Origin of the sequence: Microbacterium sp. ProA8 (genome assembly GCF_039905635.1) — a bacterium.
Taxonomy (GTDB): Bacteria; Actinomycetota; Actinomycetes; order Actinomycetales; family Microbacteriaceae; genus Microbacterium; species Microbacterium chionoecetis.
This window is the reverse complement of the sequence record NZ_CP157000.1, coordinates 2135970-2160202: the sequence shown is the minus strand read 5'-3', so window position 1 is coordinate 2160202 and position 24233 is coordinate 2135970. Positions and strand designations below refer to the sequence as shown.

Here is a 24233-nt window from a genome sequence, read left to right as displayed (position 1 = left end):
TCAGACGCCGAGCTGACCCTCGAACGCCGCCGCCTCGAGCCGCGACTTCACCGCGCCGAGGAAGCGCGCGGCGTCCGCGCCGTCGATGACGCGGTGGTCGTACGACAGCGCGAGGTACACGTACGAGCGCACCGAGATCGCGTCCTTGCCGTCGACCGTCACGATGCCGGGGCGCTTGACGACCACGCCGGTTCCGAGGATCGCCGTCTGCGGCAGGAACACCACGGGGGTGTCGAACAGCGCGCCGCGCGAGCCGGTGTTGGTCAGCGTGAAGGTGCCGCCCGCGAGCTCGTCCGGCTTCAGCTTGTTCTCACGCGTACGAGCCGCCAGGTCGGCGATCTCGTGAGCGATCTGCGCCAGGTTCTTGGACGCCGCATCGCGGAGCACCGGCGTCAGCAGGCCGCGCTCCGTGTCGACCGCGATCGACAGGTTCTCGCTCGCCGGGTAGACGATCTGGTCACCGTCGACGGTCGAGTTGACGATCGGGTACGCCTGCAGCGCCTCAGCCGCCGCCAGGGCGAAGAACGGCAGGAACGACAGCTTGTCGCCGGTCTTGCTGAGGAAGTCGTTCTTCACCTTGTCGCGGAAGGTCGCGAGCTTGGTGACGTCGACCTCGACGACGCTGGTGAGCTGGGCGGTCGACTGCATCGACTCGACGGCCCGCTGGGCGAGCACCTTGCGCAGACGCGACATCGGCTGCGTCGTGCCGCGCAGCGGCGACACCTCGAGCGGTGCCGCAGCGGGGGCGGCCGCCGGAGCAGCAGGAGCAGCGGCGGCCTCGGCCGCCTTGAGCACGTCCTCCTTGCGGATGCGTCCCCCCACGCCGGTGCCCTTCACCGAGGCGAGGTCGACGCCCTGCTGCTGAGCGAGCCGGCGCACCAGCGGCGTGACGTAGGTGACGCTGTCGTCGTCCGACCCGACGGCCGCTGCAGGAGCGGGGGTCGCGGCAGCGGCGGGGGCGGCAGGAGCCGGAGCGGCGGCCGGGGCAGGAGCCGGAGCGGCAGGAGCCGGAGCGGCGGCAGGAGCCGGAGCTGCAGCCGGGGCAGGAGCAGCAGCGGCCGGCGCAGGCGCGGACGCGGCAGAAGCCGGGGCGGCCGCAGCCGGAGCGGGAGCCGGGGCTTCGGCTGCCGCGGCCGGAGCAGCGGCGGGCGCCTCGGTAGGCGCGGGTGCGGCACCGGCGTCGCCGATGCGCGCGAGGGCCGCGCCGACCTCGACGGTCTCGTCCTCGGAGACGAGGATCTCCTGCAGGACGCCGGCGAACGGCGAGGGGATCTCCGTGTCGACCTTGTCGGTGGAGATCTCGAGCAGCGGCTCATCGACGGCGACCTCGTCGCCGACCTGCTTCAGCCAGCGCGTGACGGTGCCCTCGGTGACGCTCTCGCCGAGCTCGGGGAGGACGACCTCCTTGCCGCCGCCGGCGGATGCGGCCGGCTGCGCCGCAGCGGGCGCGGCTTCGGCCGGCGCCTCGGCAGCGGGTGCGGGTGCCTCGGCAGCAGGCGCGGGTGCTTCTGCAGCCGGCGCGGGAGCCTCGGCAGCCGGCGCGGGTGCTTCTGCGGGAGCCTGGGCAGCGGGAGCTTCGGCGGCGGCCTCGGGGGACCCATCGGCGGCTGCTCCGGAGCCGTCGCCGATCTTGGCCAGTACGGCGCCGACCTCGACGGTCTCGTCCTCCTGCACGAAGATCTCCTCGATGACGCCGCTGACCGGCGACGGGATCTCGGTGTCCACCTTGTCCGTGGAGATCTCGAGCAGGCCCTCGTCCGCCTGGACAGTGTCGCCGACGTTCTTGAGCCAGCGGGTGACCGTTCCCTCGGTCACGCTCTCACCGAGAGCGGGGAGGACCACGGATGTGCTCATGAGGATGTCTCCTTCTGAAGAAATATCGGATCTAGCTTAGTGATGAGGGGCGACCGCAAGGGTCAGAGCGCGTGCAGCGGCTTGCCCGCGAGGGCGAGGAAGGCCTCGCCGAGCGCCTCGGACTGCGTAGGGTGCGCGTGGACGAACGGCGCGATGTCTTCCGGGTGGGCTTCCCAGCCCACGGCGAGCTGTCCTTCGGTGATGAGCTCGCCGACACGGTCGCCGATCAGATGGACGCCGATGACGGGTCCGTCCTTCACGCGCACGACCTTGACGATGCCGCTCGTGCCCAGGATCTCGCTCTTGCCGTTGCCCGCGAGGTTGTACTCGTAGGCCACGATCCCGTCGGCGCCGTGCGCCTCGGCCGCCTGCGCCTCGGTGACCCCGACGGAGGCGACCTCGGGGTGGCTGTAGGTCACCTTCGGGATCTGGGAGTCGGGGATGAGGACGGGACCGAGCCCGGCGATCTCCTCCGCGACGAAGATGCCCTGCTGGAATCCGCGGTGTGCGAGCTGGAGTCCGGGGACGATGTCGCCCACGGCCCACACGTGCGGGACGCCGGTGCGGAGGCGCTCATCGGTGACGACGAACCCCCGGTCGATGACCACACCCGCCTCTTCGTAGCCGAGTCCGGCCGTCGACGGCCCGCGCCCGACGGCCACCAGCAGGTAGTCGGCGGTGAACGTCTTGCCGTCCTCGAGCGTCACGGTGACGGCATCCGCTGTCTGCGTCGCACTCTGGAAGCGCACACCGAGCGAGTACTGGATGCCGCGGCGCCGGAACGCGCGCTCCAGGCCCTTGCTGAGGGTCACGTCCTCGTTGGGCACGAGGTGGTCGAGCGCCTCGACGATGGTGACGTCCGCGCCGAACGAGCGCCACACGCTCGCGAACTCGACTCCGATCACGCCGCCGCCGAGAATCACCACGCTGCGGGGGATCTCGTCGAGCTCGAGCGCGTGCTCGCTGGTGAGGATGCGGCCGCCGATCTCGAGCCCCGGAAGCGTGCGGCTGTACGACCCGGTGGCCAGGATGACGTCGGTGCCGCGGTAGAGGTCGTCGCCGACGCGCACGGCGGGACCGGCCTCGAGCCGGCCCTCACCCGAGACGACGGTGATCCCGCGTGCCTTCACGAGCCCCTCGAGGCCCTTGTACTTCTTCGCGACGATGCCTTCGCGGTACGCCCTGACCCCCGCCGGGTCGACTCCCTCGAGAGTCGCGCGGATGCCGACGGCCGCGGCATCCCGTGTCAGATCGGCCACCTCGGCGGCATGCAGCAGCGCCTTCGTCGGGATGCAGCCGCGGTGCAGGCACGTCCCGCCCACTTTGTCCTTCTCGACGAGGGCGACGCTCTTTCCCAGCTCCGCGGCGCGCAGCGCGGCGGCATAGCCGCCGCTGCCACCGCCCAGAACGACGAGATCGAAGGAGTGGTCGGTCATCGTGCCTCCTCATCGAGGTCAGTCAGGACGAAGCGGATCAGGCTGCGCACGGTCGCGGCAGTCGGTCCCTTGTCGGTGTAGCCGTACGGCGCGCCCTTGTGGGTGCCGCTTCCGGCGATGTCGAGATGCACCCACGGGATGCGGGGCGCACCGTCCTCGTCGCCTGTGCGGCCGACGAAGTGACGCAGGAACAACCCTGCGAAGAGCGAGCCGCCGGCAGGGTCTCCGATCTTGGCGTTCTGCAGGTCGGCGATGGGGGAGTCGAGCTCCTCGACCATGTGGCCGGGAAGGGGCAGCTGCCACGCGGGTTCGCCCGCCTCGGCGGCGGCGGCCAGGTACGCCGCCACGGCGTCGTCGTCGCCCATCACGCCGGTGTGGCGCGTGCCGAGCGCGATGAGGATGGCACCGGTGAGCGTGGCGACGTCGACGATCACATCGGGACGCTCGCGGCTGGCGGCGACCAGTCCGTCGGCCAGCACGAGGCGCCCTTCGGCATCGGTGTTGAGCACCTCGACGGTCGTGCCGTCCAGCAGGCGCAGCACGTCGCCCGGGCGCGTCGCGCGGCCCGACGGCATGTTGTCGGCGAGGCACAGCCACGCCGTCACCTTGACCGGAGCGGCGACGGATGCCGCGGCCCGGAGTACCGCGAGAACGGTGGCGGCGCCGGCCATGTCGTACTTCATCCCGACCATGGAGGCCGCAGGCTTGAGCGACAGCCCGCCGGTGTCGAAGGTGATGCCCTTGCCCACCAGCGCGACGTGCCTGGCGGCGCCCTCCGGTGCGTACTCGAGACGGACCAGGCGCGGCGGGCGATCCGATCCCTGGCCGACGCCGAGGATGCCGCCGAAGCCGTGCTCGCGCAGCGCCTCCTCGTCGAGGATCTCGACCCTGACGGGGAGATCCGCCACGGAATCGGCGGCGCGCTCCGCGACGTCGGCGGGTCCGAGCCACTCGGCGGGGATGTTGACGAGGTCCTTCACGAGGGCGACCGAGACGGCGGTCTCGACGATGAGCTTCAGAGCAGCGTCGTCGGGGTCGGCGGTGCCGTGGACGATCACGCGCGCGGCGCGCGGCTTGGGCGCCTCGGTCTTGTAGCCGTCGAATCGGTAGCCGCCCAGCGCGGCTCCCTCGGCGGCGGCGGTCCACAGTGCGGGGTCGGCGAACGGTGCGGCGACCGCCACCGTCGAGAACCCGGTGATTGCGCGGATCGCGGCGCCGACGGCGTCTCGCAGCGCACCGGCATCCGGCTCCGCCCCGGTGCCCACGACGGCCAACGGCAGCGACGTGACCTCCGGCGCGTAGACGCGGACCGATGCGCCCGGCGCACCGGTGAAACCGACCGCCAGGAGCGCGTCGCGCAGTCCTGGCCAGTCCGACAGATCAGGGGATGCCTCGGCCTCGAGCGGGGGGAGTGCGACGAGAAGGAGGTCGGCGTCGGACTCTCGGAAAGGGGTGGTGCGGTACTCGAGGTCGGGAAGCGACATGGTCTCCATCCTAGGGACGCCGACTGTTCGCTCTGAGCGCGACGGGCGTGACCCGACCAGGTCGGGGCGGCTCGTAGCATGGGAGCATGCCTTTTCCCGGCCCGCTGTTCGAGCGTGCGGCTTCCGCGCCGCCCGTCCCGCGCGGGCTGCCGCTGGTGATCGCCCTGACCGGGTTCACCGACGCCGGCAGCGCCGTGAGCCGCGCCATCGACTATTTCCGCGACGACCTGGCGCCGTCGCCGCTCGCGGTGTTCTCCAACGACACCCTGCTGGACTACCGGGCACGCCGGCCCATCGTCTCGTTCGAGAAGGACCATCTCACCGACTACCGCCCGCCGCGCCTGGAGCTCTCCTTCGCGCACGACGCCCTCGGGCAGCCGTTCCTTCTGCTGGCGGGCTATGAGCCGGACTTCGCCTGGGACGCCTTCGCCGACGCCGTCCTGGACTTCACCGAGAGCTACGGCGTGTCGACGGTGACGTGGGTGCACGCCATCCCGATGCCCGTTCCGCACACCCGGCCCATCGGCACGACGGTCAGCGGCACACGATCCGAGCTCACCGAGGCGCACTCGGTGTGGCAGCCGCACACGCAGGTTCCCGCGACGGCGGGGCACCTGCTCGAGTACCGGCTCGCCGCCGCCGGGGTGCGCATCGCCGGCTTCGTCCTGCTCGTTCCCCATTACCTGGGCGACACCGAGTATCCGGCGGCCGCGCTGGCCGCCCTCGACAGCCTCACCGTCGCCACGGGCCTGGTCTTCGCGGGCGACGATCTGCGCGACGAGAATCGCGAATACCTCGAGAAGGTCAGCGAGCAGATCGAGGGCAGCGACGAGCTCGCCCGGATGGTGCAGGGGCTCGAGGAGCGCTACGACGCCTATATGGCGGGGTCGACCCTGGCGACACCGATGATCCACACCGGCGATCTGCCCAGCGCCGACGAGCTCGCCGCCGAGCTCGAGAGATTCCTCGCGACACGACCCGCCGAGGACGACAAACGGGGCTCGTGATCGAGTGGTCCGCCGCCGCGGCGGAATTCCGCGCCCGACCTGCGCGTTGAACCTGGGGATGGAGGTGCGCCGATCCACGCGGGGCGATGCTGGCGGCGCACGGCAAGTATGAGATACTAGACGCTCTGACCCGTTGTCAACCGTCTTCGTCCGGCTTCCGGCTGAAGATGTGGACTTGACAAGGGTCTTACTAGTGTCCGAAACCGACCGGAGATGCGCACGGCGCGTCGACCGGTGAAAGGCGAAACGTGACTCCAGGCACGAACACCAAGGCTCGCTCGGCCGCGAAGGACACCGAGACGGACGAGACGAAGGCTCCCGCTGCGAAGAAGGCTCCCGCGGCGAAGGGTGCCCCCAAGGCGAAGGCGGCACCGAAGACCGCCTCGAAGCGCGCGAAGAAGTCGGACGACGACTTCGAGGACGACGTCGAGGAGCTCGACGTCGAGCTCGAGGTCGCGGACGACATCGAGGTGGACGCCGCGGACGACGCGACCGACGCAGTTCCGGCCGCCAAGGACGCGAAGGCCTCCACCGACGAGGCCCCCGCGGCCGAGGACGAGGAGGAGGACGAGGAGAGCACCAAGCCGGCGTTCACCGAGCCGCTTCCCACCGGCGCGATCGTCATCTCGTCCAGCGACGACGAGGATGTCCCCGTCTACTCGACGCAGATCACCGGCGCGACCGCTGACCCGGTCAAGGACTACCTGAAGCAGATCGGCAAGGTGCCGCTGCTGAACGCGGCCGAAGAGGTCGAGCTCGCAATGCGCATCGAGGCGGGCCTGTTCGCCGAAGAGAAGCTGTCGCACATGTCGGCGGCCGAGAAGACGTCGCAGCTGGGCCTCGATCTGCAGTGGGTCGCCCGTGACGGCCAGCGCGCCAAGAGCCACCTCCTCGGCGCCAACCTCCGCCTGGTCGTCTCCCTCGCCAAGCGCTACACGGGTCGCGGCATGCAGTTCCTGGATCTCATCCAGGAGGGCAACCTCGGTCTCATCCGCGCGGTCGAGAAGTTCGACTACACCAAGGGCTTCAAGTTCTCGACGTACGCGACGTGGTGGATCCGCCAGGCCATCACGCGCGCCATGGCCGACCAGGCTCGCACCATCCGCATCCCGGTGCACATGGTCGAGGTCATCAACAAGCTCGCCCGGGTCCAGCGTCAGATGCTGCAGGACCTCGGTCGCGAACCCACGCCCGAGGAGCTCAGCCGCGAGCTCGACATGACCCCTGAGAAGGTCATCGAGGTGCAGAAGTACGGCCGCGAGCCGATCTCCCTGCACACGCCCCTCGGCGAGGACGGCGACAGCGAGTTCGGCGACCTCATCGAGGACACCGAGGCCGTGGTTCCGGCCGACGCCGTCGGCTTCACGATGCTGCAGCGTCAGCTCGAGTCGCTCCTCGACTCGCTCTCCGAGCGCGAGGCCGGCGTGATCCGCATGCGCTTCGGACTGGGCGACGGTCAGCCGAAGACACTCGACCAGATCGGCGACACGTTCGGGGTCACCCGCGAGCGGATCCGTCAGATCGAGTCGAAGACGATGGCGAAGCTGCGGCATCCGTCCCGCTCGCAGTCCCTGCGGGACTACCTCGAGTGAGCGAGGCGAACGCCGGCAAGGCGCTCACCGTACAGGTCGAAGGCTCGTCGTTCGCTCGCATCCCGATCCGCACGCGGGTCGTGATGCCGGGCGACGACCTCGATGAGTTCATCCGCGAGTACGCGGCGGACGTCGTGCGCGAGGGCGACCTGCTGTTCGTGACAGAGAAGATCGTCGCGATCACGCAGGGCCGTTCGTACCTCGTCGAGGACATCAAGCCCCGCAAGCTCGCGCTGTTCCTCTCCAAGTACGTCACGCGCACGCCGCACGGCATCGGTCTGGGCATGCCCGAGACCATGGAGATGGCGCTGCGCGAGTGCGGCACGATCCGCATCCTGTTCGCGGCCGCCGTGTCGGCGGTGACGAAGCTGTTCGGGCGCAAGGGCGACTTCTACCGCATCGCCGGCGACAAGGCGCGCGCGATCGACGGCCCGACCTCGGGCACGATCCCGCCCTACAACAAGGCGGTCGTGCTCGGACCGGAGCGGCCGCGCGAAGTGGCCCAGCACATCAAGGCCCTGGTGGGCGGTGTGCCGGAGGTCGCCGTCGTCGACATCAACGATCTGGGCGGAAACGTCCTCGGCTCGACCCTCGACAAGGCGGGCGAGAAGCGCCTGGTGGCGATCCTCAAGGACAACCCTCTCGGTCAGGGACACCAGTCCACGCCGCTCGGCATCGTGCGCGCGGTCTGATCGCAGAGACGTGAAAGGCGCGGCATCCCTCGGGATGCCGCGCCTTTCGTCCGTGTCGGTGTCGGGAGTCAGAACCCGATGGCCTCGCGGTAGCGCGCCTTGTGGCCGGTGCGGATGCCGGTGACGCTCGGCTTGTTCTCGTATACGCCCGCGCCCCAGTTGCCCTCCACGAGCACGGGGCCCTCGGGGGTCACCACGATGTCCCAGCCGACGTATTGGATCTGGGGCACGACGCGGGCGACCTGGTCCACGAACTGCTTGACCTCGTCGATCATCGGCAACTGGAAGCCGGCGATGACGAAGCCACTGTCGGGGTGTGCGACGTGCACGTGCCCGTGCGAGTCGTACCCGGGGCCGACAGCATGCCCGTTCTCGTCGAGCATCGTGTAGAAGCCGCCGAAGGTCATCTGGTCGCTCACCGCACCGCGTCCGAACTTCTGCGCCATCGCCAGGATGTGCGTCTTCTGTCCGTCGAAGAAGGCCGTCACCCGGGTGGTGTTGACCGTCCCCGGGCAGACCGCGGCGAGGTCGGCGTGCTGGCGGATGACCTCCTCGATCAGCAGCTCACCACGCTCGAGGAGGCCGCGGTGGAACCCGTCCCAGTCCGCCACCTCGGTGGCGTGGTAGCGGTGGACACCGGTTCCCGCCTGGCCCACGGGCTCCTTGGTGACGATCGTGCCGTGACGCTCGGCGAAGGCGCGCACCGCCTCGCTGTTGCCCTCTTCGACCACCATCCAGTCCCGCCGGAGGAACTCGCTGAACGTGCGGTCGAACTCGACCTTGTCCTGGAACAGGCCGCGATAGTCGGGGTGGTCGTACTTCTGCGACAGTTCATTCGACACCGGGTGCGTCATGTACGTCGCACGCTCGGCGCGGTTCAGGATCGCGAAGTCGTAGTCGACGTAGTCCTGGAAGCCGACCTGCCGGAATCCGGCCGACCAGAGCATGTCGACCAGCACCGCCGGCGTCCACTTGCCGTGCGCATGCGCGGTCTCCTTCGCACGTTCCAGCACGGATCCGAGATCGATGCGGCGGACACGCCAGGCGAGGTAGCGAAGGCGGTTCGAGAGGGCGAGGCCCTGAGAAGGCATGCGTGCTCCGGGGTCGGGTTCGGGGGACCCCGATAGTCTAGAGGCGTGAGTTCCTCCATCCCTGGGCACGACGTGCCCGTGCCGGGATCGGAGCCTCGCAGCAGCCCCGTCGCCCGCATCTCGCGCGCCGCGCTCACTGCGAACGCCCGTTCAGCCTCGGACCGCGGCATCCGTTCCTTCGATCCCTCGATCCTCGAAGCGGATGCCTGGGGGCACGGCAGCGCACTCGTGCGCGAGGTGCTCGCGGCTCAGGGGCTCGTCGCTGCCGAAGCGCCCGTCGCCGGCGTGAAGACCGGGCCGCCGCTCGCGCGGGCGTCGACCGGACTGTCGGCGCCGACGCTGTTCGGCCTGCCCGGTGCCGAGCCTCCGGCGCGACCTGCGCTGCGGCTCGCCGGCACGGTGCTCTCGGTGAAGGACCTCCGGGCAGGCGAGGGCGTGTCGTACGGATACGCCTATCGCGCCGATGCGGACACCCGTGTCGCGCTGGTGACCGGCGGCTACGCGCAGGGCATCGTCCGCGGGTTGGGCGGCGCCGTCGACGTCGCGATCGCGGGGCAGCGGCATCCGATCGTCGGGCGTGTCGCGATGGACGTGTGCGTCGTCGACATCCGCGATGCCGCCGTCCGCCGCGGCGACGAGGTGGTGTTCCTGGGCAACCCCGCCTACGGCGAGCCGTCGCTCACCGAGTGGGTGCGCGCGACGGGCCTGCTCGCATCCGAGCTCATCACCGCGGTCGGGCTGCGGGCGATCCGCGAGGAGGCGCCATGAGCGCGCGACTGCACGTCGACCTGAACGCGCTGGCCTCGAACATCGACCGCGTGCGCGAGACCGTGGCGCCAGCCGAGCTGATGCTCGTCGTCAAGGACGATGCGTACGGACACGGCCTGGAGCCCGTCGTGCACGCCGCCACGGCCGCCGGGGTGAGCTGGTTCGGGGCGTTCGACGTGCGCACGGGTGCCGCCGTGCGTATCGCTGCCGGGGCCGACGCCCGCATCTTCGCGTGGATCGCCGCGTCGCGTGACGACCTCGACGCCGCCATCGCCGCACGCATCGACCTCGGCGTCGGCGACGCCGGGCTTCTCGAAGAGCTGGCGGATGCCGCGGCCGACGCCGGCGCGACACCGCGGGTGCATCTCAAGATCGACACCGGCCTGCATCGCAACGGCGTCCGCCCCGAGGACTGGCCCGGCTTCGTCGCACGGGCCGCTGAGCTGCAGAGCGCCGGACGCATCGACGTCGTCGGCGTGTGGAGCCACATCGCCGAGGCGTCCGAGGCCGAGGACGACGACGCCCGCGCCGTCTTCGAGGCGGCGCTGGCTCACGCCGAGGCCGCCGGCATCCACCCGTCCGTCCGCCATCTGGCCGCCAGTGCGGCATCGTTCGCCCGGCCGGAGTTCCGCTACGACATGGTGCGGGTGGGAGCGTTCTGCTACGGCATCCGCTCCGCAGGCGGGCCGTCCGCGGACGACCTGGGTCTGAAGCCGATCGCGCGTCTGGAGGCGGAGGTCGTCGCGGTCCACGACGAAGCGGCCAGCATCGGTCTGGGCGCACTGCAGGGGCTTCCCACGTCGCTGCAGGGCCGCGCCGGGGTCGGGACCCCGGGAGGGCGGCGGCCGTTGCTGACCGTGGGAGGTTCCGAGTCGATGGTCGGCACATGGCCGGACGCGGCGATCGGCGATGTCGTCACGATCTACGGTCCGGGAAGAGACGGCGAAGGCTCGGCGACAGACCTCGCCGAGATGATCGACACGATCGGCGAAGAGATCGCCGTACGCGTGTCACCGCTGATTCCCCGGGTCTTCACGTAGAACGCCCGCGAGACGCAGGCGTCTCACGGGCGTTCTTCACAGGACTGCGCGGAAGCAGCCCTCCAAGGCTTATTCGGCCAGCCGGGCCGTCTCGTCGTGCCACGAGGTCGCGATGCTGCGGAGCTTCTCTTCGTACTTGCGACCGTGGTGGGCGCAGAAGAGCAGTTCGCTGCCGTTGACCTCCGCGGCGATGTACGCCTGCGCGCCGCATGAATCGCAACGGTCCATCGCGGTCAGTCGGTACTCGAGGACGGCGCCGTTCTCTGTGGGTGTCGATAGCGTGGTCATTTCGGTGCCTCCTCGTATACGTAGAACTCTCGGCCGGTGATGAGATACAACCACGGGGATGTTTCGAGAATGCCTCGAACAGACGACATTTCGCTGAGCGCGTAGCGCTGATCCCCCTGGCGCGTGTCTGCACGAGCCTGTCGGGCGCCCGGATTACGATGGGAGACTGTGACCGCCGAGTATTCCGCCCATCATCTTCAGGTGCTCGAAGGGCTCGAGGCGGTCCGCAAGCGCCCGGGCATGTACATCGGGTCCACCGACTCCCGCGGCCTCATGCACTGCCTCTGGGAGATCATCGACAACTCCGTCGACGAGGCCCTCGCCGGTCACGGCACGCGGATCGACATCGTGCTCCACGCCGACGGCAGCGTCGAGGTGCGAGATCGCGCCCGCGGCATTCCCGTCGACATCGAGCCCCGCACCGGGCTCTCCGGCGTCGAGGTGGTCTTCACGAAGCTGCACGCCGGCGGCAAGTTCGGCGGCGGCTCGTACGCGGCCTCGGGCGGCCTGCACGGTGTCGGCGCGTCCGTCGTCAACGCACTGTCGGAGCGCCTCGACGTCGAGGTGGACCGCGGCGGCAAGACCTGGGCGATGTCGTTCCATCGCGGCGAGCCGGGCGTGTTCTCCAACGGCAGCCCCAGCTCGACCTTCACGCCGTTCGAGCAGCGCAGCGAACTGCGCGTCGCCGGCCGCGCCGCGAAGGGCGTGACGGGAACCCGCATCCGGTACTGGGCCGATCCGCAGATCTTCACGAAGGATGCCGCCTTCAACCTGCAGGAGCTCGAGCAGCGCGCCCGCCAGACGGCGTTCCTCGTCCCCGGTCTCGAGATCGTCATCCGCGATGAGCGCCCCGGCACCGAATCCGGCGAGCCCGTCGAGACGAGCTACCGATTCGACGGCGGCATCTCCGAGTTCGCCGACTTCCTCGCCCCGGACGCCGGCATCACCGACACCTGGCGCCTGACCGGAAGCGGCAGCTTCACCGAGACCGTCCCGGTGCTCCAGCCGTCGGGCGCCATGGTGCCCACCGAGGTGGAGCGGGAATGTCACGTCGACGTGGCCGTGCGATGGGGGACCGGGTACGAGACGGTGTCGCGCTCGTTCGTCAACATCATCGCGACGCCGAAGGGCGGGACCCACCAGCAGGGGTTCGAGCAGGGTCTCATGAAGGTCCTCCGCGATCAGGTCGCGCAGAACGCCCGCCGGCTCAAGGTCGGCAACGACAAGATCGAGAAGGACGACATCCTCGCCGGTCTCACGGCGGTGCTCACGGTGCGCGTTCCCGAGCCTCAGTTCGAAGGGCAGACCAAAGAGGTGCTCGGCACCCCGGCCGTCCGTCAGATCGTGTCGAACGTGATCATCCGCGAGCTGAACGCACGCTTCACCTCGTCCAAGCGCGACGACAAGGCGCAGAGCGCGCTCCTGCTCGACAAGGTCGTCTCCGAGATGAAGGCGCGCATCTCGGCGCGCACGCACAAAGAGACGCAGCGCCGCAAGAACGCCCTGGAGTCGTCGTCGCTGCCCGCGAAGCTCGCCGACTGCCGGTCGAACGACGTCGCGGAGTCCGAGCTGTTCATCGTCGAGGGCGACTCGGCTCTCGGCACCGCGAAGCTCGCGCGCAACAGCGAGTTCCAGGCGCTGCTGCCGATCCGCGGCAAGATCCTGAACGTGCAGAAGGCGTCCATCAGCGACATGCTCTCCAACGCCGAGTGTGCCGCGATCATCCAGGTGATCGGCGCGGGCTCGGGCCGCTCCTTCGACCTCGAGACGGCCCGCTACGGCAAGATCATCCTGATGAGCGACGCCGACGTCGACGGTGCGCACATCCGCACGCTGCTGCTCACGCTGTTCTTCCGCTACATGCGCCCGCTCATCGATGAGGGCCGCGTGTACGCGGCCGTTCCTCCGCTGCACCGCGTGGTCGTGATGAACCCCGGGTCCAAGCCGAACGAGACGATCTACACGTACTCCGAGGGCGAGCTCCACGGCCTGCTCACCAAGCTGACCAAGGCCGGCAAGCGCTGGCAGGAGCCGGTCCAGCGCTACAAGGGCCTGGGCGAGATGGACGCCGATCAGCTCGCGACGACGACGATGGACCGTGCCGGTCGCACCCTCCGTCGCGTGCGGATGCAGGATGCCGAGGCCGCGGCATCCGTCTTCGAACTGCTCATGGGCAACGACGTCGCGCCGCGTAAAGAGTTCATCATCGACTCCAGCGACCGCCTGGTGCGCGAGCGCATCGACGCCTGAGCGGCCGCCGCGGCGCGCTCGCCTCGCACGGCGAGGCGAGCCGCCCGCGCGGGCGACGCCGGTGTCTCAGCGGATGCCGGTGCCGACCGCGGCGATGACGCCGTCGAGCGCGGTGCCCGAGGCGTCGCGCTTGGCTCCCGAGTCGGGCAGCGCGCGGACCGCGCCATCGGCGCCGACCGCACGCGGGTCGGTGCCGACCCAGGCGATCGTCAGCGCGTCTTCGCCGCGGAGGAACCGGTGGGCACGGACGCCGCCGGTCGCACGGCCCTTGGCGGGGAACTCGCTGAAGAGCGAGACTTTGGCGCTGACCGCGTCGGTGCCCGCGAGCGCCGTCGTCGAGCCGGCGATCGTCACCACGACGGCGTCGAACTCCGAGGGGCCGACGACGTCGAAGGCGATGACGTGCGCACCGTCCGTCAGACGGATGCCCGCCATGCCGCCGGCGGAACGGCCTTGCGGCCGTACCGACGAGGCATCGAAGCGCAGCAGCTGGGCGTCGCTCGCGATGAACACCAGCTCTGCACCGTCGGAGGCGGGCGCGGCGCCGACCACACGGTCGCCGTCCTTGAGCGAGATGATCTCGATGTCGTGCTTGTTGGCGATCTCGCTGGCCGCGACGCGCTTCACCACGCCCTGCGCGGTGCCGACGGCGATCGGCGGGGCGTCGGCGAGCGGCACCAGGGCGACGACGTGCTCTCCGCCGCTCAGCCCGAGGTACTGGTCGGCACGCGTCCCGGCGCCGAGCTGCACCGAGTTGCCGGGGACCGAGGGCAGGTCGACGGGGGAGAGGCGCACCAGGCGGCCGAGGTTCGTCACCGCGCCGATGTCGCCGCGGGTCGTCGCATCCACCGACGAGCGGATCGCATCGTGCTTCGAGCGGCGTGCCGGAGCCACGACGCCGCCACCCGGCGCATCGGCCACCAGCTCGGCACGGACCATGCGTCCGGTGGCCGAGAGGAAGACGCGACACGGTGCGTCCGCGATCTGCAGGTCGGACGCCGCCGCGGCGGCGCGCGAGCGCGGCTGCACCGGCCCGCCGTTCAGCAGGAGCGTGCGCCGCGGCGTGCCGAACGCCTCGGCTGCGGCATCCAGCTCCTGCGCCACCTGCGCACGGAGGAGCACATCGCTGCCGAGGAGCTCTTCGAGCAGCGCGATCTCCTTCTTGAGGTTGTCACGCTCGGCCTCGAGCTCGATGCGGGAGAACTTCGTCAACCGCCGCAGGCGCAGCTCGAGGATGTACTCGGCCTGCGGTTCGGACAGGTCGAAGACGCTCATCAGGCGCGTGCGCGCCTGCTCGCCGTCATCCGAGGTGCGGATGACCTGGATCACCTCGTCGATGTCGAGGATCGCGATGAGGAGGCCCTCGACGAGGTGCAGGCGTTCCTTGCGACGCGCGAGGCGGTAGCGGCTGCGCCGGGTGACGACGCTGATGCGATGGTCGAGGTAGACCCGCAGCAGCTCACGAAGACCGAGCGTCTGCGGCTGCCCTTCGACGAGAGCGACGTTGTTGATGCTGAACGAGTCCTCGAGGGGCGTCAGCCGGTAGAGGTGGTCGAGCACCGCCTGCGGGTCGAAGCCGGTCTTGATGCCGATGACCAGGCGCAGGCCGTGGTGCCGGTCGGTGAGATCGGTGACGTCGGAGATGCCCTGCAGCTTCTTGGCGTTGACGGCGTCCTTGATCTTCTCGATCACCCGTTCCGGGCCGACGAGGTAGGGCAGCTCGGTGACGATGAGACCGGTGCGGCGCGGGCCCAGCGACTCGATCGACACCTTCGCCCGCGTGCGGAAGCTTCCGCGTCCGTTCGTGTAGGCGTCCTTGATGCCGTCCAGGCCGACGATGATGCCGCCGCCGGGGAGGTCCGGCCCCGGCACGAACTCCATGAGCTCGTCGACAGTCGCCTCGGGATTGTCGAGCAGGTGGGTCGCCGCGCCGACCACCTCGATGAGATTGTGCGGCGCCATGTTGGTCGCCATGCCGACGGCGATGCCGGTCGTGCCGTTGACGAGGAGGTTCGGGAACGCGGCCGGCAGCACCTCGGGCTGCTGGAACTGCCCGTCGTAGTTGGGGATGAAGTCGACGACGTCCTCGTCGAGGTTCTCGGTGAGCGCGAGCGCGGGCGGCGCGAGGCGGGCCTCGGTGTAGCGCGGCGCGGCGGGGCCGTCGTCGAGCGACCCGAAGTTGCCGTGACCGTCGACGAGTGGCACGCGCAGCGAGAACGGCTGGGCGAGGCGCACCAGGGCGTCGTAGATGGGGGCGTCGCCGTGCGGGTGGAGCTTTCCCATCACCTCGCCGACGACACGCGCGCTCTTGACGTGCCCGCGGTCAGGGCGCAGCCCCATGTCGGCCATCTGGAAGAGGATGCGCCGCTGCACCGGCTTCAGCCCGTCGCGCGCGTCCGGGAGCGCGCGCGAATAGATCACCGAGTAGGCGTACTCGAGGAACGACGTCTGCATCTCGGACGAGACGTCGACGTCCTCGATGCGTCCGTGGTCGGCGGGTGAGGAATCGGTGCGGGAAGCGGGCATGTGTCGATGAAGCCTCGGGTGACGGCGGGAGCGGTGGGGCGCGGCCGCGGTGTGCGAGACTGGCCCCGATGTCCCTCAGCCTACCCGCGGACCCGCCGCGCGCCCGGAGCCTCACCCGTGTCGTGCCCGAGATGTCGGCAGCGCTGAACGGCGGATCCGTGTGGTTCGCACCCGCGCGCAGCGCGATCGTGTGGGTGCTCGACGGCCTCGGCGTCGCGAACCTCGCGGCCCGCGCCGGGCACGCGCGTTTCCTCTCCGAGGCACGGACGAAACGGGATGTCGCCCGCACCGTCTTCCCCTCGACCACGGCAGCTGCGCTGACGAGTCTCCTGACGGGCGTTCTGCCCGGCGCGCACGGGATCGTCGGGTACCGGGCACGCATCCCCGGCACCGACGACGTCGTGAACATGCTGCGCGGATGGGACACCGACGGACTCCCGCTGTCTTTCCAGCGCGCCGCCCCGCTTTCGGCCACGCTCGGCCGGCCGTTCTTCGCCGTCTCGCGCAACGAGTACGCGCGCACGGGGTTCACCGCCGCGACCCTCGGCGACGCCGAGTTCCACGGCGCCGACGACCTCGACGAACGCGTGCGCGTCGCCGCCGACCTCGCGGCGCGGCATCCGGGTTCCCTCGTCTACCTCTACGCGCCCGACCTGGACGCGATCGGCCACAAGCGCGGCTGGGAGTCGGACGAGTGGCTCGCCGCTCTGGAGAGGGTCGACGCCGCGGCGCGCACCCTCGCGACGTCGATCGACCGCGGCACCGGGGTGGTGGTGACGTCCGACCACGGCATGCTCGACGTGCCCCGGCACCGTCACATCCTCCTCGAGGAGGGCGGCGACCTCCTCGAGGGCGTGCGCCTGATCGGCGGCGAACCGCGGCTGCTGCAGCTCTACACCGAACCGGGAGAAGCGGATGCCGTGCTCACGCGCTGGCGTGACGCCGAGGCATCCCGTTCCTGGGTCTTCTCCCGTGCCGAGCTCGAGGCGTCGGGCCTCATCGGGGCGGTCGACCCCGAGGTCGCCGGGCGGATCGGGGATGTGATCGTGGCTGCGCGCGCCGGGATCGCGTACTACGACGATCGACTCGCCGACAAAGCTCCGCAGAAGATGATCGGGCAGCACGGGTCGCTGACCGACGAGGAGCGGATCGTGCCCCTCATCCGGCTCGGCGCGTTCGCCTGAACCCGCCTCAGTCGTCGGAGCGGGCGCCGAAGACGATCTCGTCCCACGAGGGCATCGAGGTGCGCCCCTTGCTGCGACGGCCGGCCTCCGCCACCGCAGCGGGAGTGGGAGCCTGGAAATCTGATGCCGGCGGCTCGTCGTCGGCGGGAGCCCCGTCGTAGCCCGGCTCGAGGGCGTCGAAGAGCGCGACGGGCGCCGACGATCGCTGCGGCGCGGCAACCTCGTCCGCCCCGGGCAGCGGCTCGCGCTGACCGCGGCGGCGTCGCAGCGCCTCCAGCAGATCGGCTGTCTCCGCCGAGGTGACGATGGTGGGCTCGCTCGCGCGCTTGATCGCCGCCTCCTGGACGGCGGGGGCGGCGGGCGCCGGGATCTCGGGCGACTCGATGTCGGCGTCAGGGAGCCCGCGGGGGCCGAAGGCGCCGCTGTCGAAGCGGGAGTCGTCCTTCGCCGGCACGGTCTCCAGCGCGCGCAGGCGCGGGATCAGTCCCTCGGGCAATGAACCCTGCCGAGACAGCTGGATCGCGTCGGAGTTGAGCGGTGACAGGGTGCTGCGGCGAGGGTCGAAACCCCAGCGCGCGTCGTGGCCGATGTCGTTCGCGGTGAACTCGAGCTTGACCGTCCACCCGGTCGGCGCCTTCCAGCTGGTCCACCGCTCGCCGACGGCGCCGGCCTCGGCCAGCTTGCCGCGCACGGCGGAGCCGAACGTCGTCTGGCCGTCGCCCTCGAAATCGCCGCCGAGGAGCACGGGCACGGCCAGCGCCTGTCCGACGACGTGCTCGCGCTCGGCCAGCACGGGTCCTTCGAAGCGGACGACATCCTCGACACGGGCACCGAGAAGCTCGGCGACCTCGCGCGCCGACAGCCCGGAGCGGATATGGGCCTGGATCTCGCGCGGGCTGGCGCGCGGCGTCTGCACGTCGCCGTCGCGGTCGCGCCGCGCCTTGCGCAGCTCGACACGCAGCACGTCGTCGACGTCGAGCGAGAATCTCTCACCGGACTCGGTCGCCAGGATGAGCTTGTCGTCCTCGGTTCCGATGACCTTGAGCTGTTCCATTGCGAACGCCCCTTCAATTTTCCCTTGGGCTCACGGGCTCCTGGCAGTCGTTCCTGCCTGATCCGCCCCATCGTGTCACAGGGGAGTGCGGTGATCGGGAATATCCGGCGCGTGCCGCGAGTTTCACGCGACGCACGGGGTCGGCACCACCGGACGCATTTGCGAAAAGAGGAACCGTCGTGCAAACTATCGCCGCCCGCAAGGGCGAGCGCACCCGCGATACCCGGAAGTTGAGACGTTCACGCATGGCAACCGATTACGACGCCCCCCGCAAGACCGAGGACGACAGCGAGTCGATCGAAGCGCTCAAGGAGCGCGTCCCCGACAAGCTCTCCGGCTCGGTCGACGCGGAGGATGCCGACAACCCGTCGGGGTTCGAGCTGCCCGGTGCCGATCTGTCGGACCTCGAGCTCGACGTCGTCGTTCTCCCGCCTCAGGAGGACGAATTCACCTGTTCCAACTGCTTCCTCGTGAAGCACCGTTCCCAGCTCGATCACGAGACCGCCGACGGCCCTATGTGCGTGGAGTGCTCCGCGTGATCTGAGCCCGCCGCACAGCGGCGGAAAGTCGATCCGGCGTCCGCGAGGAGATCACCCACGCGGTCGTCGGGTCGTCGATGTCGGTCACGGGGATCACGACGATCCCGTCGATCCCACCCCGGATCAGATGCCACGACCGCGGGTCCAGACCCGCACCGCGCGCATGGCGCGCATCGTCGCCGACGTGCACCTCGGGCGTCCCGAGGAACTCCACGCCGATATGCGCCCGCCCGGCGCGCAGTTCGCCGTCCCGGACCTCGACCACAGGCGCGGCCGCGATCATGAGCGCGATCAGCAGCACGCCGATGCCGGCACCGACCACGAGCGCGATCGTCGTGTCGATGGGCGTGAGGACGAGGGCCGCCATCGGCGCCGCCAGCGCAGCCGCGACCAGGATCCAGAGCGAGGGGCCCAATCGCTCGCGGTACCGCTCCCGAGACCGGTCCCTGCGAGCGGGGGGAGCATCGGCGTGACGCATGGAGTTCTGCATTACCCTCGTTGGGTGACTGAAACGGTGGACGTCCCCATTATCGCCCCCGACGTCCCGGTGTACGCGCACCCCGGAGATGCCGGAGCCGACCTCGTCGCCGCGGAGGCGGTGCGCCTCGCACCCGGTGAGCGCGCACTCGTCGGCACGGGCGTCCGCATCGCGCTGCCCGAAGGCTACGTCGCCTTCGTCGTGCCCCGCAGCGGCCTCGCGGCCAAGCACGGGATCACCATCGTCAACGCCCCCGGGACGATCGACGCCGGCTATCGCGGCGAGATCAAAGTCATCCTGCTCAACACCGATCGCGAGCACGCGCACGACATCGCGGTGGGCGACCGTGTCGCACAGCTCATCGTGATGCCGGTGCCTCGCGCCGTCTTCATCCCCGTGGAGACCCTGCCCGAGAGCGTGCGCGGCGAGGGCGGCTTCGGCTCCACGGGCTACCAGAAGGATGGAATCCTCGCATGACCGACTCCTCAGCCGCCGACGGACCCCGCAAGGTCGCGCCGGAGGACCGCGCCACGACCGGACCGTTCGACGAGTCCGAAGCCAACCCGGTGCGTCCGTACATCGACCTCGGCGGCATCAAGATCCTGCCGCGCGAGGGGCTGAACCTGCGTCTCGAGGTCGAGGAGCAGACCAAGCGCATCGTCGCCGTCGGCCTGGACTACGCCGGCTCGACCCTGCAGGTGCAGCCTTTCGCCGCACCGCGATCGGCGGGGCTCTGGGAGGAGACCCGCGATCAGATCCGCCAGCAGATCCGCCAGCAGGGTGGCCGTGTCGAGGAGCGGGAGGGCCCGCTCGGCCCCGAGCTTCTCGCCGAGGTGCCCGTCGTCGCCGGACCGGACGGCACCGCGGGCAAGCGTCTCGCCCGCTTCGTCGGCGTGGACGGACCGCGCTGGTTCCTGCGCGGCGTCATCGGCGGGGCGGCCACGGCCGACGTCGAGGCGGCCGCCGCCGTCGAGGACCTGTTCCGCTCGATCGTCGTCGTGCGCGGCGGCTCGCCGATGCCGCCGCGCGACCTCATCCCGCTGCGCATGCCGGCCACGCCGGGTTCGGCGTGAGCGACAGCGCGCGCGCGGACGACACGTCGTCCGAGCCGGCCGCAGGGCCTCCCGCCGACGCGAAGGCAGCAGATGCGGCAGCCGTCGGCCCGGCCGACGCGGAGGCGGATGCCGCCGCCGGAGCGAAGACGGAGACCCCGGCCTCGGCATCCGAGGTGCTGAGCGCCGCACTCGGCGACGCCGCACGCCGTGCGGGACTGGATCCCGCCGAGGGCAAGAGCACCGGGCACGTCGTCTGGTCCGCGATGGGCGGCTGGCGCGGCATGCTGGAATCCGTCCTGCCGGGACTCGTGTTCCTCATCGCCTGGACCGCGACCTACGATGCCGAGACCCGTTCCGGCAACCTGCTGCTGAGCCTCGGCCTGTCCGTAGGGCTGGCCGCCGTGTTCACCGCGGTCAGGCTCATCCAGCGTCAGTCCGCGAGCGCCGCCATCGGCGGGCTCATCGCGGCCGCTGCCGCCGCGGGACTGTCGTTGTGGACCGGCAGGGGAGAGGACAGCTTCATCCCGGGCTTCCTCACCAACACCATCTACGGCACGGCGTTCTTCGTTTCGGCCTTCATCGGCTGGCCGCTCATCGGCCTGGCCGTGGGGTTCCTCATGGGGGAGGGCACCGCGTGGCGCGCGGATCGCCGTAAGCGACGCGTGTTCTTCTGGCTGTCGCTCGCCTGGGGCGCGCTGTTCGCGCTGCGCCTCATCGTGCAGGTGCCTCTCTACTTCGCGGGGGACGTCACCGCGCTCGGCACACTCAAGCTGGTGATGGGGCTGCCGCTGTTCGCGCCGCTGGTCGCCGTCACGTGGCTCGCCGTGCGCGCGCTCTATCCCCGTGCGCCGAAGTGATATATTTATCTTGACATCAAGATAGTTTTCCCCCGATCCGTTAGGTCGGCCTCACTAGCCGCGGGCTTCTCTGCGGGGGAAGATGGGGATGCCGGACTCCGGTACGATCCCGCCGCCGACGAAGGAGACAGACGTGTCCACGGTTGACAGCTTCGGTGCGAAGAGCACCCTGACGGTCGGCAGCACCGACTACGAGATCTTCCGCATCGACACCGTCGCGGGCTATGAGAAGCTCCCGTTCAGCCTGAAGGTGCTGCTCGAGAACCTGCTGCGCACCGAGGACGGCGCGAACGTCACCAAGGAGCAGATCGAAGCTCTCGGGTCGTGGGATGCCGCGGCCGAGCCGAACACCGAGATCCAGTTCACGCCCGCTCGTGTCGTGATGCAGGACTTCACCGGCGTTCCGTGCATCGTCGACCTCGCCACCATGCGCGAGGCGGTCACCGCCCTCGGCGGCGACCCGACGAAGATCAACCCGCTGTCGCCTGCCGAGATGGTCATCGATCACTCGGTCATCGCCGACCTCTTCGGCACCGAGAACGCCCTCGAGCGCAACGTCGAGATCGAGTACGAGCGCAACGGCGAGCGGTACCAGTTCCTGCGCTGGGGCCAGACCGCGTTCGACGACTTCAAGGTCGTCCCTCCGGGCACCGGCATCGTCCACCAGGTGAACATCGAGCACCTCGCGAAGGTGATCTACGACCGCTCCGTCGGCGGCGTCCTGCGCGCGTACCCCGACACCTGCGTCGGCACCGACTCGCACACGACGATGGTCAACGGGCTCGGCGTCCTCGGCTGGGGAGTCGGCGGCATCGAGGCCGAGGCCGCGATGCTCGGCCAGCCGGTGTCGATGCTCATCCCCAAGGTCGTGGGCTTCAAGCTCTCGGGCGCGATCCCGACCGGCGTCACGGCCACCGATGTCGTGCTGACCATCACGGACATGCTGCGCAAGCACGGCGTGGTCGGCAAGTTCGTCGAGTTCTACGGCGAAGGCGTGGCGTCCGTTCCGCTCGCGAACCGCGCCACCATCGGCAACATGAGCCCGGAGTTCGGCTCGACCGCCGCGATGTTCCCGATCGACAGCGTGACCGTCGATTATCTGCGCCTCACGGGCCGTGACGAGCAGCAGCTCGCACTGGTCGAGGCGTACGCGAAGGAGCAGTCGCTCTGGCACGACCCCTCGCGCGAGCCGGTCTTCAGCGAGTACATGGAGCTCGACCTGTCCACGGTCGTTCCGTCGATCGCCGGCCCCAAGCGTCCACAGGACCGCATCGTCCTGTCACAGGCGAAGCAGCAGTTCGAGAGCGACCTCACCAACTACGCCGAGGTCGATCACGATCTGGTCGATCTCGAGGGCTCTGAGTCGTTCCCCGCCTCCGACCCGCCCGGAAACTCGCCCGAGGACGAGTACAGCCGCCACGAGCACCACCACCACAGCCACGCGCCGGCGACAGCGTCGAAGCCGACCCCGGTGACGCTCGAGGGCGGCGAGAAGTTCGTCCTCGACCACGGCGCGGTGACGATCGCCGCGATCACGTCCTGCACGAACACGTCGAACCCCTCGGTCATGCTGGCGGCAGGTCTGCTCGCCCGCAACGCCGTGAGGAAGGGCCTGAAGGCCAAGCCGTGGGTCAAGACCACCCTCGCGCCCGGCTCGAAGGTCGTCACCGACTACTACGAGAAGGCCGGTCTCACCAAAGACCTCGAAGACCTCGGGTTCTTCACCGTGGGCTACGGCTGCACCACGTGCATCGGCAACTCGGGTCCGCTCATCGAGGAGGTCTCGGCGGCGATCAACGAGAACGACCTGGCGGTGACTGCCGTCCTCTCGGGCAACCGCAACTTCGAGGGCCGCATCAACCCCGACGTCAAGATGAACTACCTTGCGAGTCCGCCGCTCGTCATCGCCTACTCGCTCGCGGGTTCGATGAACTTCGACTTCGAGGTCGACGCGCTCGGCACCGACCAGGATGGCAACGACGTGTTCCTGCGGGACATCTGGCCCGACTCGGCCGAGGTGCAGGCCACGATCGACTCGTCCATCAACAAGGACATGTTCACCCACCAGTACGCGAGCGTCTTCGAGGGCGACGAGCGGTGGCGGACGCTCCCCACGCCGACGGGCGACGTGTTCGAGTGGGATGACGCATCGACCTACGTGCGCAAGCCCCCGTACTTCGACGGCATGACGATGGAGCTGACCCCGGTCACCGACATCTCAGGCGCCCGTGTGATGGCCACGCTGCTGGACTCGGTCACCACCGACCACATCAGCCCGGCCGGAAACATCAAGGCCGATAGCCCGGCAGGCAAGTACCTCGCCGAGCACGGCGTCGACCGCAAGGACTTCAACTCCTACGGCTCGCGCCGTGGCAACCACGAGGTGATGATCCGGGGGACGTTCGCGAACATCCGCCTGAAGAACCAGCTCGTGCGCGCCGTCAACGACGGCGCCGAGGTCGAAGGCGGCTTCACCCGCGACTTCACGCAGGAGGGCGGCCCGCAGTCGTTCATCTACGACGCCAGCCAGAACTACCAGGCCGCGGGCACCCCGCTCGTCATCTTCGGCGGCAAGGAGTACGGCTCCGGCTCGTCCCGCGACTGGGCGGCCAAGGGTACGAGCCTCCTGGGCGTCAAGGCGGTCATCACCGAGAGCTTCGAGCGCATCCATCGCTCGAACCTCATCGGCATGGGCGTCGTCCCGCTGCAGTTCCCGGCCGGCGAGAGCTGGGCGTCGCTCGGACTCGACGGCACCGAGATCGTGTCGATCTCGGGACTCGAGCAGCTCAACGAGGGCGTCACTCCGAAGACCGTGCGGGTCACCGCCGAGCCGAGCGAGTTCTCCGCGCCCGGCAAGGCCACGGTGGAGTTCGACGCGGTCGTCCGCATCGACACGCCCGGTGAGGCGGACTACTACCGCAACGGCGGCATCCTGCAGTACGTGCTGCGCTCGCTGGTCTGACAGCTGATTCACGGGGGACCGGATGCCGCGGCATCCGGTCCCCCCTTCATGCCCCGGGTAGACTTGCAGAGCCCTT

The 24233-nt window shown here is 69.9% G+C and carries 20 protein-coding genes; 12 read left to right on the top strand and 8 right to left on the bottom strand.

Annotated elements, in window-relative coordinates; translation table 11 throughout:
• The 3 genes from sucB to ABG085_RS09465 all read right to left on the bottom strand — a co-directional run bounded on the left by sucB (window position 1) and on the right by ABG085_RS09465 (window position 4774).
• Window positions 1–1854, bottom strand: coding sequence for a 2-oxoglutarate dehydrogenase, E2 component, dihydrolipoamide succinyltransferase (gene sucB / locus ABG085_RS09475; RefSeq protein ID WP_347979118.1), 1854 nt, complete (start codon window positions 1852–1854; stop codon window positions 1–3).
• A gap of 62 nt (window positions 1855–1916) precedes the next feature.
• A complete protein-coding gene (lpdA, locus tag ABG085_RS09470) occupies window positions 1917–3290 on the bottom strand; it encodes a dihydrolipoyl dehydrogenase (protein WP_347979117.1) in 1374 nt (457 codons plus the stop codon).
• Window positions 3287–4774, bottom strand: a complete 1488-nt coding sequence (locus ABG085_RS09465) for a leucyl aminopeptidase (protein ID WP_347979116.1) — start codon at window positions 4772–4774, stop codon at window positions 3287–3289. The genes lpdA and ABG085_RS09465 overlap by 4 nt, the downstream gene beginning before the upstream one ends.
• Window positions 4775–4860: 86 nt before the next feature.
• On the opposite strand from ABG085_RS09465, the gene ABG085_RS09460 reads away from it, so the two are divergent.
• The 3 genes from ABG085_RS09460 (at window position 4861) to ABG085_RS09450 (ending at window position 8065) form a co-directional block, all read left to right on the top strand.
• The gene (locus tag ABG085_RS09460) at window positions 4861–5781 is read left to right on the top strand and encodes a PAC2 family protein (RefSeq protein ID WP_347979115.1); all 921 of its coding nucleotides are present in this window, start codon (window positions 4861–4863) and stop codon (window positions 5779–5781) included.
• A gap of 248 nt (window positions 5782–6029) precedes the next feature.
• Window positions 6030–7373 carry an RNA polymerase sigma factor gene (locus ABG085_RS09455; RefSeq protein ID WP_347979114.1) on the top strand — a complete coding sequence of 448 codons (1344 nt, stop codon included), beginning with the start codon at window positions 6030–6032 and terminating at the stop codon, window positions 7371–7373.
• Window positions 7370–8065, top strand: coding sequence for a coenzyme F420-0:L-glutamate ligase (locus tag ABG085_RS09450; protein ID WP_347979113.1), 696 nt, complete (start codon window positions 7370–7372; stop codon window positions 8063–8065). Before ABG085_RS09455 ends, ABG085_RS09450 begins: the two co-directional genes overlap by 4 nt.
• A 68-nt stretch (window positions 8066–8133) precedes the next feature.
• Here ABG085_RS09450 and ABG085_RS09445 read toward each other — a convergent pair whose 3' ends face one another.
• Window positions 8134–9156: a sugar-transfer associated ATP-grasp domain-containing protein gene (locus tag ABG085_RS09445; protein ID WP_347979112.1), complete on the bottom strand. Its 1023-nt coding sequence runs from the start codon at window positions 9154–9156 to the stop codon at window positions 8134–8136.
• Between the two features lie 45 nt (window positions 9157–9201).
• Between ABG085_RS09445 and ABG085_RS09440 the strand changes: the two genes are divergently transcribed.
• Together ABG085_RS09440 and ABG085_RS09435 are read left to right on the top strand one after the other, a co-directional pair.
• The gene (locus ABG085_RS09440) at window positions 9202–9924 is read left to right on the top strand and encodes an alanine racemase C-terminal domain-containing protein (RefSeq protein ID WP_347979111.1); all 723 of its coding nucleotides are present in this window, start codon (window positions 9202–9204) and stop codon (window positions 9922–9924) included.
• The gene (locus ABG085_RS09435) at window positions 9921–10964 is read left to right on the top strand and encodes an alanine racemase (protein ID WP_347979110.1); all 1044 of its coding nucleotides are present in this window, start codon (window positions 9921–9923) and stop codon (window positions 10962–10964) included. Before ABG085_RS09440 ends, ABG085_RS09435 begins: the two co-directional genes overlap by 4 nt.
• A 69-nt stretch (window positions 10965–11033) precedes the next feature.
• Here the strand turns inward: ABG085_RS09435 and ABG085_RS09430 are convergent, their stop codons facing one another.
• A complete protein-coding gene (locus tag ABG085_RS09430; RefSeq protein WP_163617177.1) occupies window positions 11034–11252 on the bottom strand; it encodes a hypothetical protein in 219 nt (72 codons plus the stop codon).
• 168 nt (window positions 11253–11420) lie between these two features.
• Between ABG085_RS09430 and ABG085_RS09425 the strand changes: the two genes are divergently transcribed.
• On the top strand, window positions 11421–13502 hold the full coding sequence (locus tag ABG085_RS09425; RefSeq protein ID WP_347979109.1) for a DNA topoisomerase IV subunit B: 2082 nt from the start codon (window positions 11421–11423) through the stop codon (window positions 13500–13502).
• 66 nt (window positions 13503–13568) lie between these two features.
• Here ABG085_RS09425 and ABG085_RS09420 read toward each other — a convergent pair whose 3' ends face one another.
• Window positions 13569–16028 carry a DNA topoisomerase IV subunit A gene (locus ABG085_RS09420; RefSeq protein ID WP_347979108.1) on the bottom strand — a complete coding sequence of 820 codons (2460 nt, stop codon included), beginning with the start codon at window positions 16026–16028 and terminating at the stop codon, window positions 13569–13571.
• Window positions 16029–16096: 68 nt separating this feature from the next.
• Between ABG085_RS09420 and ABG085_RS09415 the strand changes: the two genes are divergently transcribed.
• Window positions 16097–17212, top strand: a complete 1116-nt coding sequence (locus tag ABG085_RS09415; protein ID WP_347979107.1) for a nucleotide pyrophosphatase/phosphodiesterase family protein — start codon at window positions 16097–16099, stop codon at window positions 17210–17212.
• 7 nt (window positions 17213–17219) lie between these two features.
• Here ABG085_RS09415 and sepH read toward each other — a convergent pair whose 3' ends face one another.
• Window positions 17220–18266 (bottom strand): septation protein SepH, encoded by a 1047-nt coding sequence (gene sepH / locus ABG085_RS09410; RefSeq protein ID WP_347979106.1) that lies wholly within the window; start codon window positions 18264–18266, stop codon window positions 17220–17222.
• Between the two features lie 245 nt (window positions 18267–18511).
• Between sepH and ABG085_RS09405 the strand changes: the two genes are divergently transcribed.
• Window positions 18512–18805: a DUF4193 domain-containing protein gene (locus ABG085_RS09405; RefSeq protein ID WP_347979105.1), complete on the top strand. Its 294-nt coding sequence runs from the start codon at window positions 18512–18514 to the stop codon at window positions 18803–18805.
• Here ABG085_RS09405 and ABG085_RS09400 read toward each other — a convergent pair.
• Entirely contained in the window at window positions 18780–19295 is a 516-nt protein-coding gene (locus ABG085_RS09400; protein WP_347979104.1) for a DUF3093 domain-containing protein, read from the bottom strand. The genes ABG085_RS09405 and ABG085_RS09400 overlap by 26 nt on opposite strands.
• A 12-nt stretch (window positions 19296–19307) precedes the next feature.
• Between ABG085_RS09400 and dut the strand changes: the two genes are divergently transcribed.
• The 4 genes from dut (at window position 19308) to acnA (ending at window position 24157) form a co-directional block, all read left to right on the top strand.
• Complete coding sequence (gene dut, locus ABG085_RS09395; protein ID WP_347979103.1) at window positions 19308–19760, top strand: dUTP diphosphatase; 453 nt, start codon at window positions 19308–19310, stop codon at window positions 19758–19760.
• The gene (locus ABG085_RS09390) at window positions 19757–20356 is read left to right on the top strand and encodes a DUF3710 domain-containing protein (protein WP_347979102.1); all 600 of its coding nucleotides are present in this window, start codon (window positions 19757–19759) and stop codon (window positions 20354–20356) included. The genes dut and ABG085_RS09390 overlap by 4 nt, the downstream gene beginning before the upstream one ends.
• A gap of 155 nt (window positions 20357–20511) precedes the next feature.
• A complete protein-coding gene (locus ABG085_RS09385) occupies window positions 20512–21195 on the top strand; it encodes a DUF3159 domain-containing protein (protein ID WP_347979160.1) in 684 nt (227 codons plus the stop codon).
• 133 nt (window positions 21196–21328) lie between these two features.
• The gene (gene acnA / locus ABG085_RS09380) at window positions 21329–24157 is read left to right on the top strand and encodes an aconitate hydratase AcnA (RefSeq protein ID WP_347979101.1); all 2829 of its coding nucleotides are present in this window, start codon (window positions 21329–21331) and stop codon (window positions 24155–24157) included.
• The last annotated feature ends 76 nt before the right edge of the window (window positions 24158–24233 follow it).

Coding starts and splice junctions, on each gene's coding strand:
- sucB (WP_347979118.1), bottom strand. CDS start 1,854: ATGAGCACATCCGTGGTCCTCCCCGCTCTCGGTGAGAGCGTGACCGAG.
- lpdA (WP_347979117.1), bottom strand. CDS start 3,290: ATGACCGACCACTCCTTCGATCTCGTCGTTCTGGGCGGTGGCAGCGGC.
- ABG085_RS09465 (WP_347979116.1), bottom strand. CDS start 4,774: ATGTCGCTTCCCGACCTCGAGTACCGCACCACCCCTTTCCGAGAGTCC.
- ABG085_RS09460 (WP_347979115.1), top strand. CDS start 4,861: ATGCCTTTTCCCGGCCCGCTGTTCGAGCGTGCGGCTTCCGCGCCGCCC.
- ABG085_RS09445 (WP_347979112.1), bottom strand. CDS start 9,156: ATGCCTTCTCAGGGCCTCGCCCTCTCGAACCGCCTTCGCTACCTCGCC.
- ABG085_RS09435 (WP_347979110.1), top strand. CDS start 9,921: ATGAGCGCGCGACTGCACGTCGACCTGAACGCGCTGGCCTCGAACATC.
- ABG085_RS09430 (WP_163617177.1), bottom strand. CDS start 11,252: ATGACCACGCTATCGACACCCACAGAGAACGGCGCCGTCCTCGAGTAC.
- ABG085_RS09420 (WP_347979108.1), bottom strand. CDS start 16,028: ATGCCCGCTTCCCGCACCGATTCCTCACCCGCCGACCACGGACGCATC.
- ABG085_RS09415 (WP_347979107.1), top strand. CDS start 16,097: ATGTCCCTCAGCCTACCCGCGGACCCGCCGCGCGCCCGGAGCCTCACC.
- sepH (WP_347979106.1), bottom strand. CDS start 18,266: ATGGAACAGCTCAAGGTCATCGGAACCGAGGACGACAAGCTCATCCTG.
- ABG085_RS09405 (WP_347979105.1), top strand. CDS start 18,512: ATGGCAACCGATTACGACGCCCCCCGCAAGACCGAGGACGACAGCGAG.
- ABG085_RS09400 (WP_347979104.1), bottom strand. CDS start 19,295: ATGCAGAACTCCATGCGTCACGCCGATGCTCCCCCCGCTCGCAGGGAC.
- ABG085_RS09390 (WP_347979102.1), top strand. CDS start 19,757: ATGACCGACTCCTCAGCCGCCGACGGACCCCGCAAGGTCGCGCCGGAG.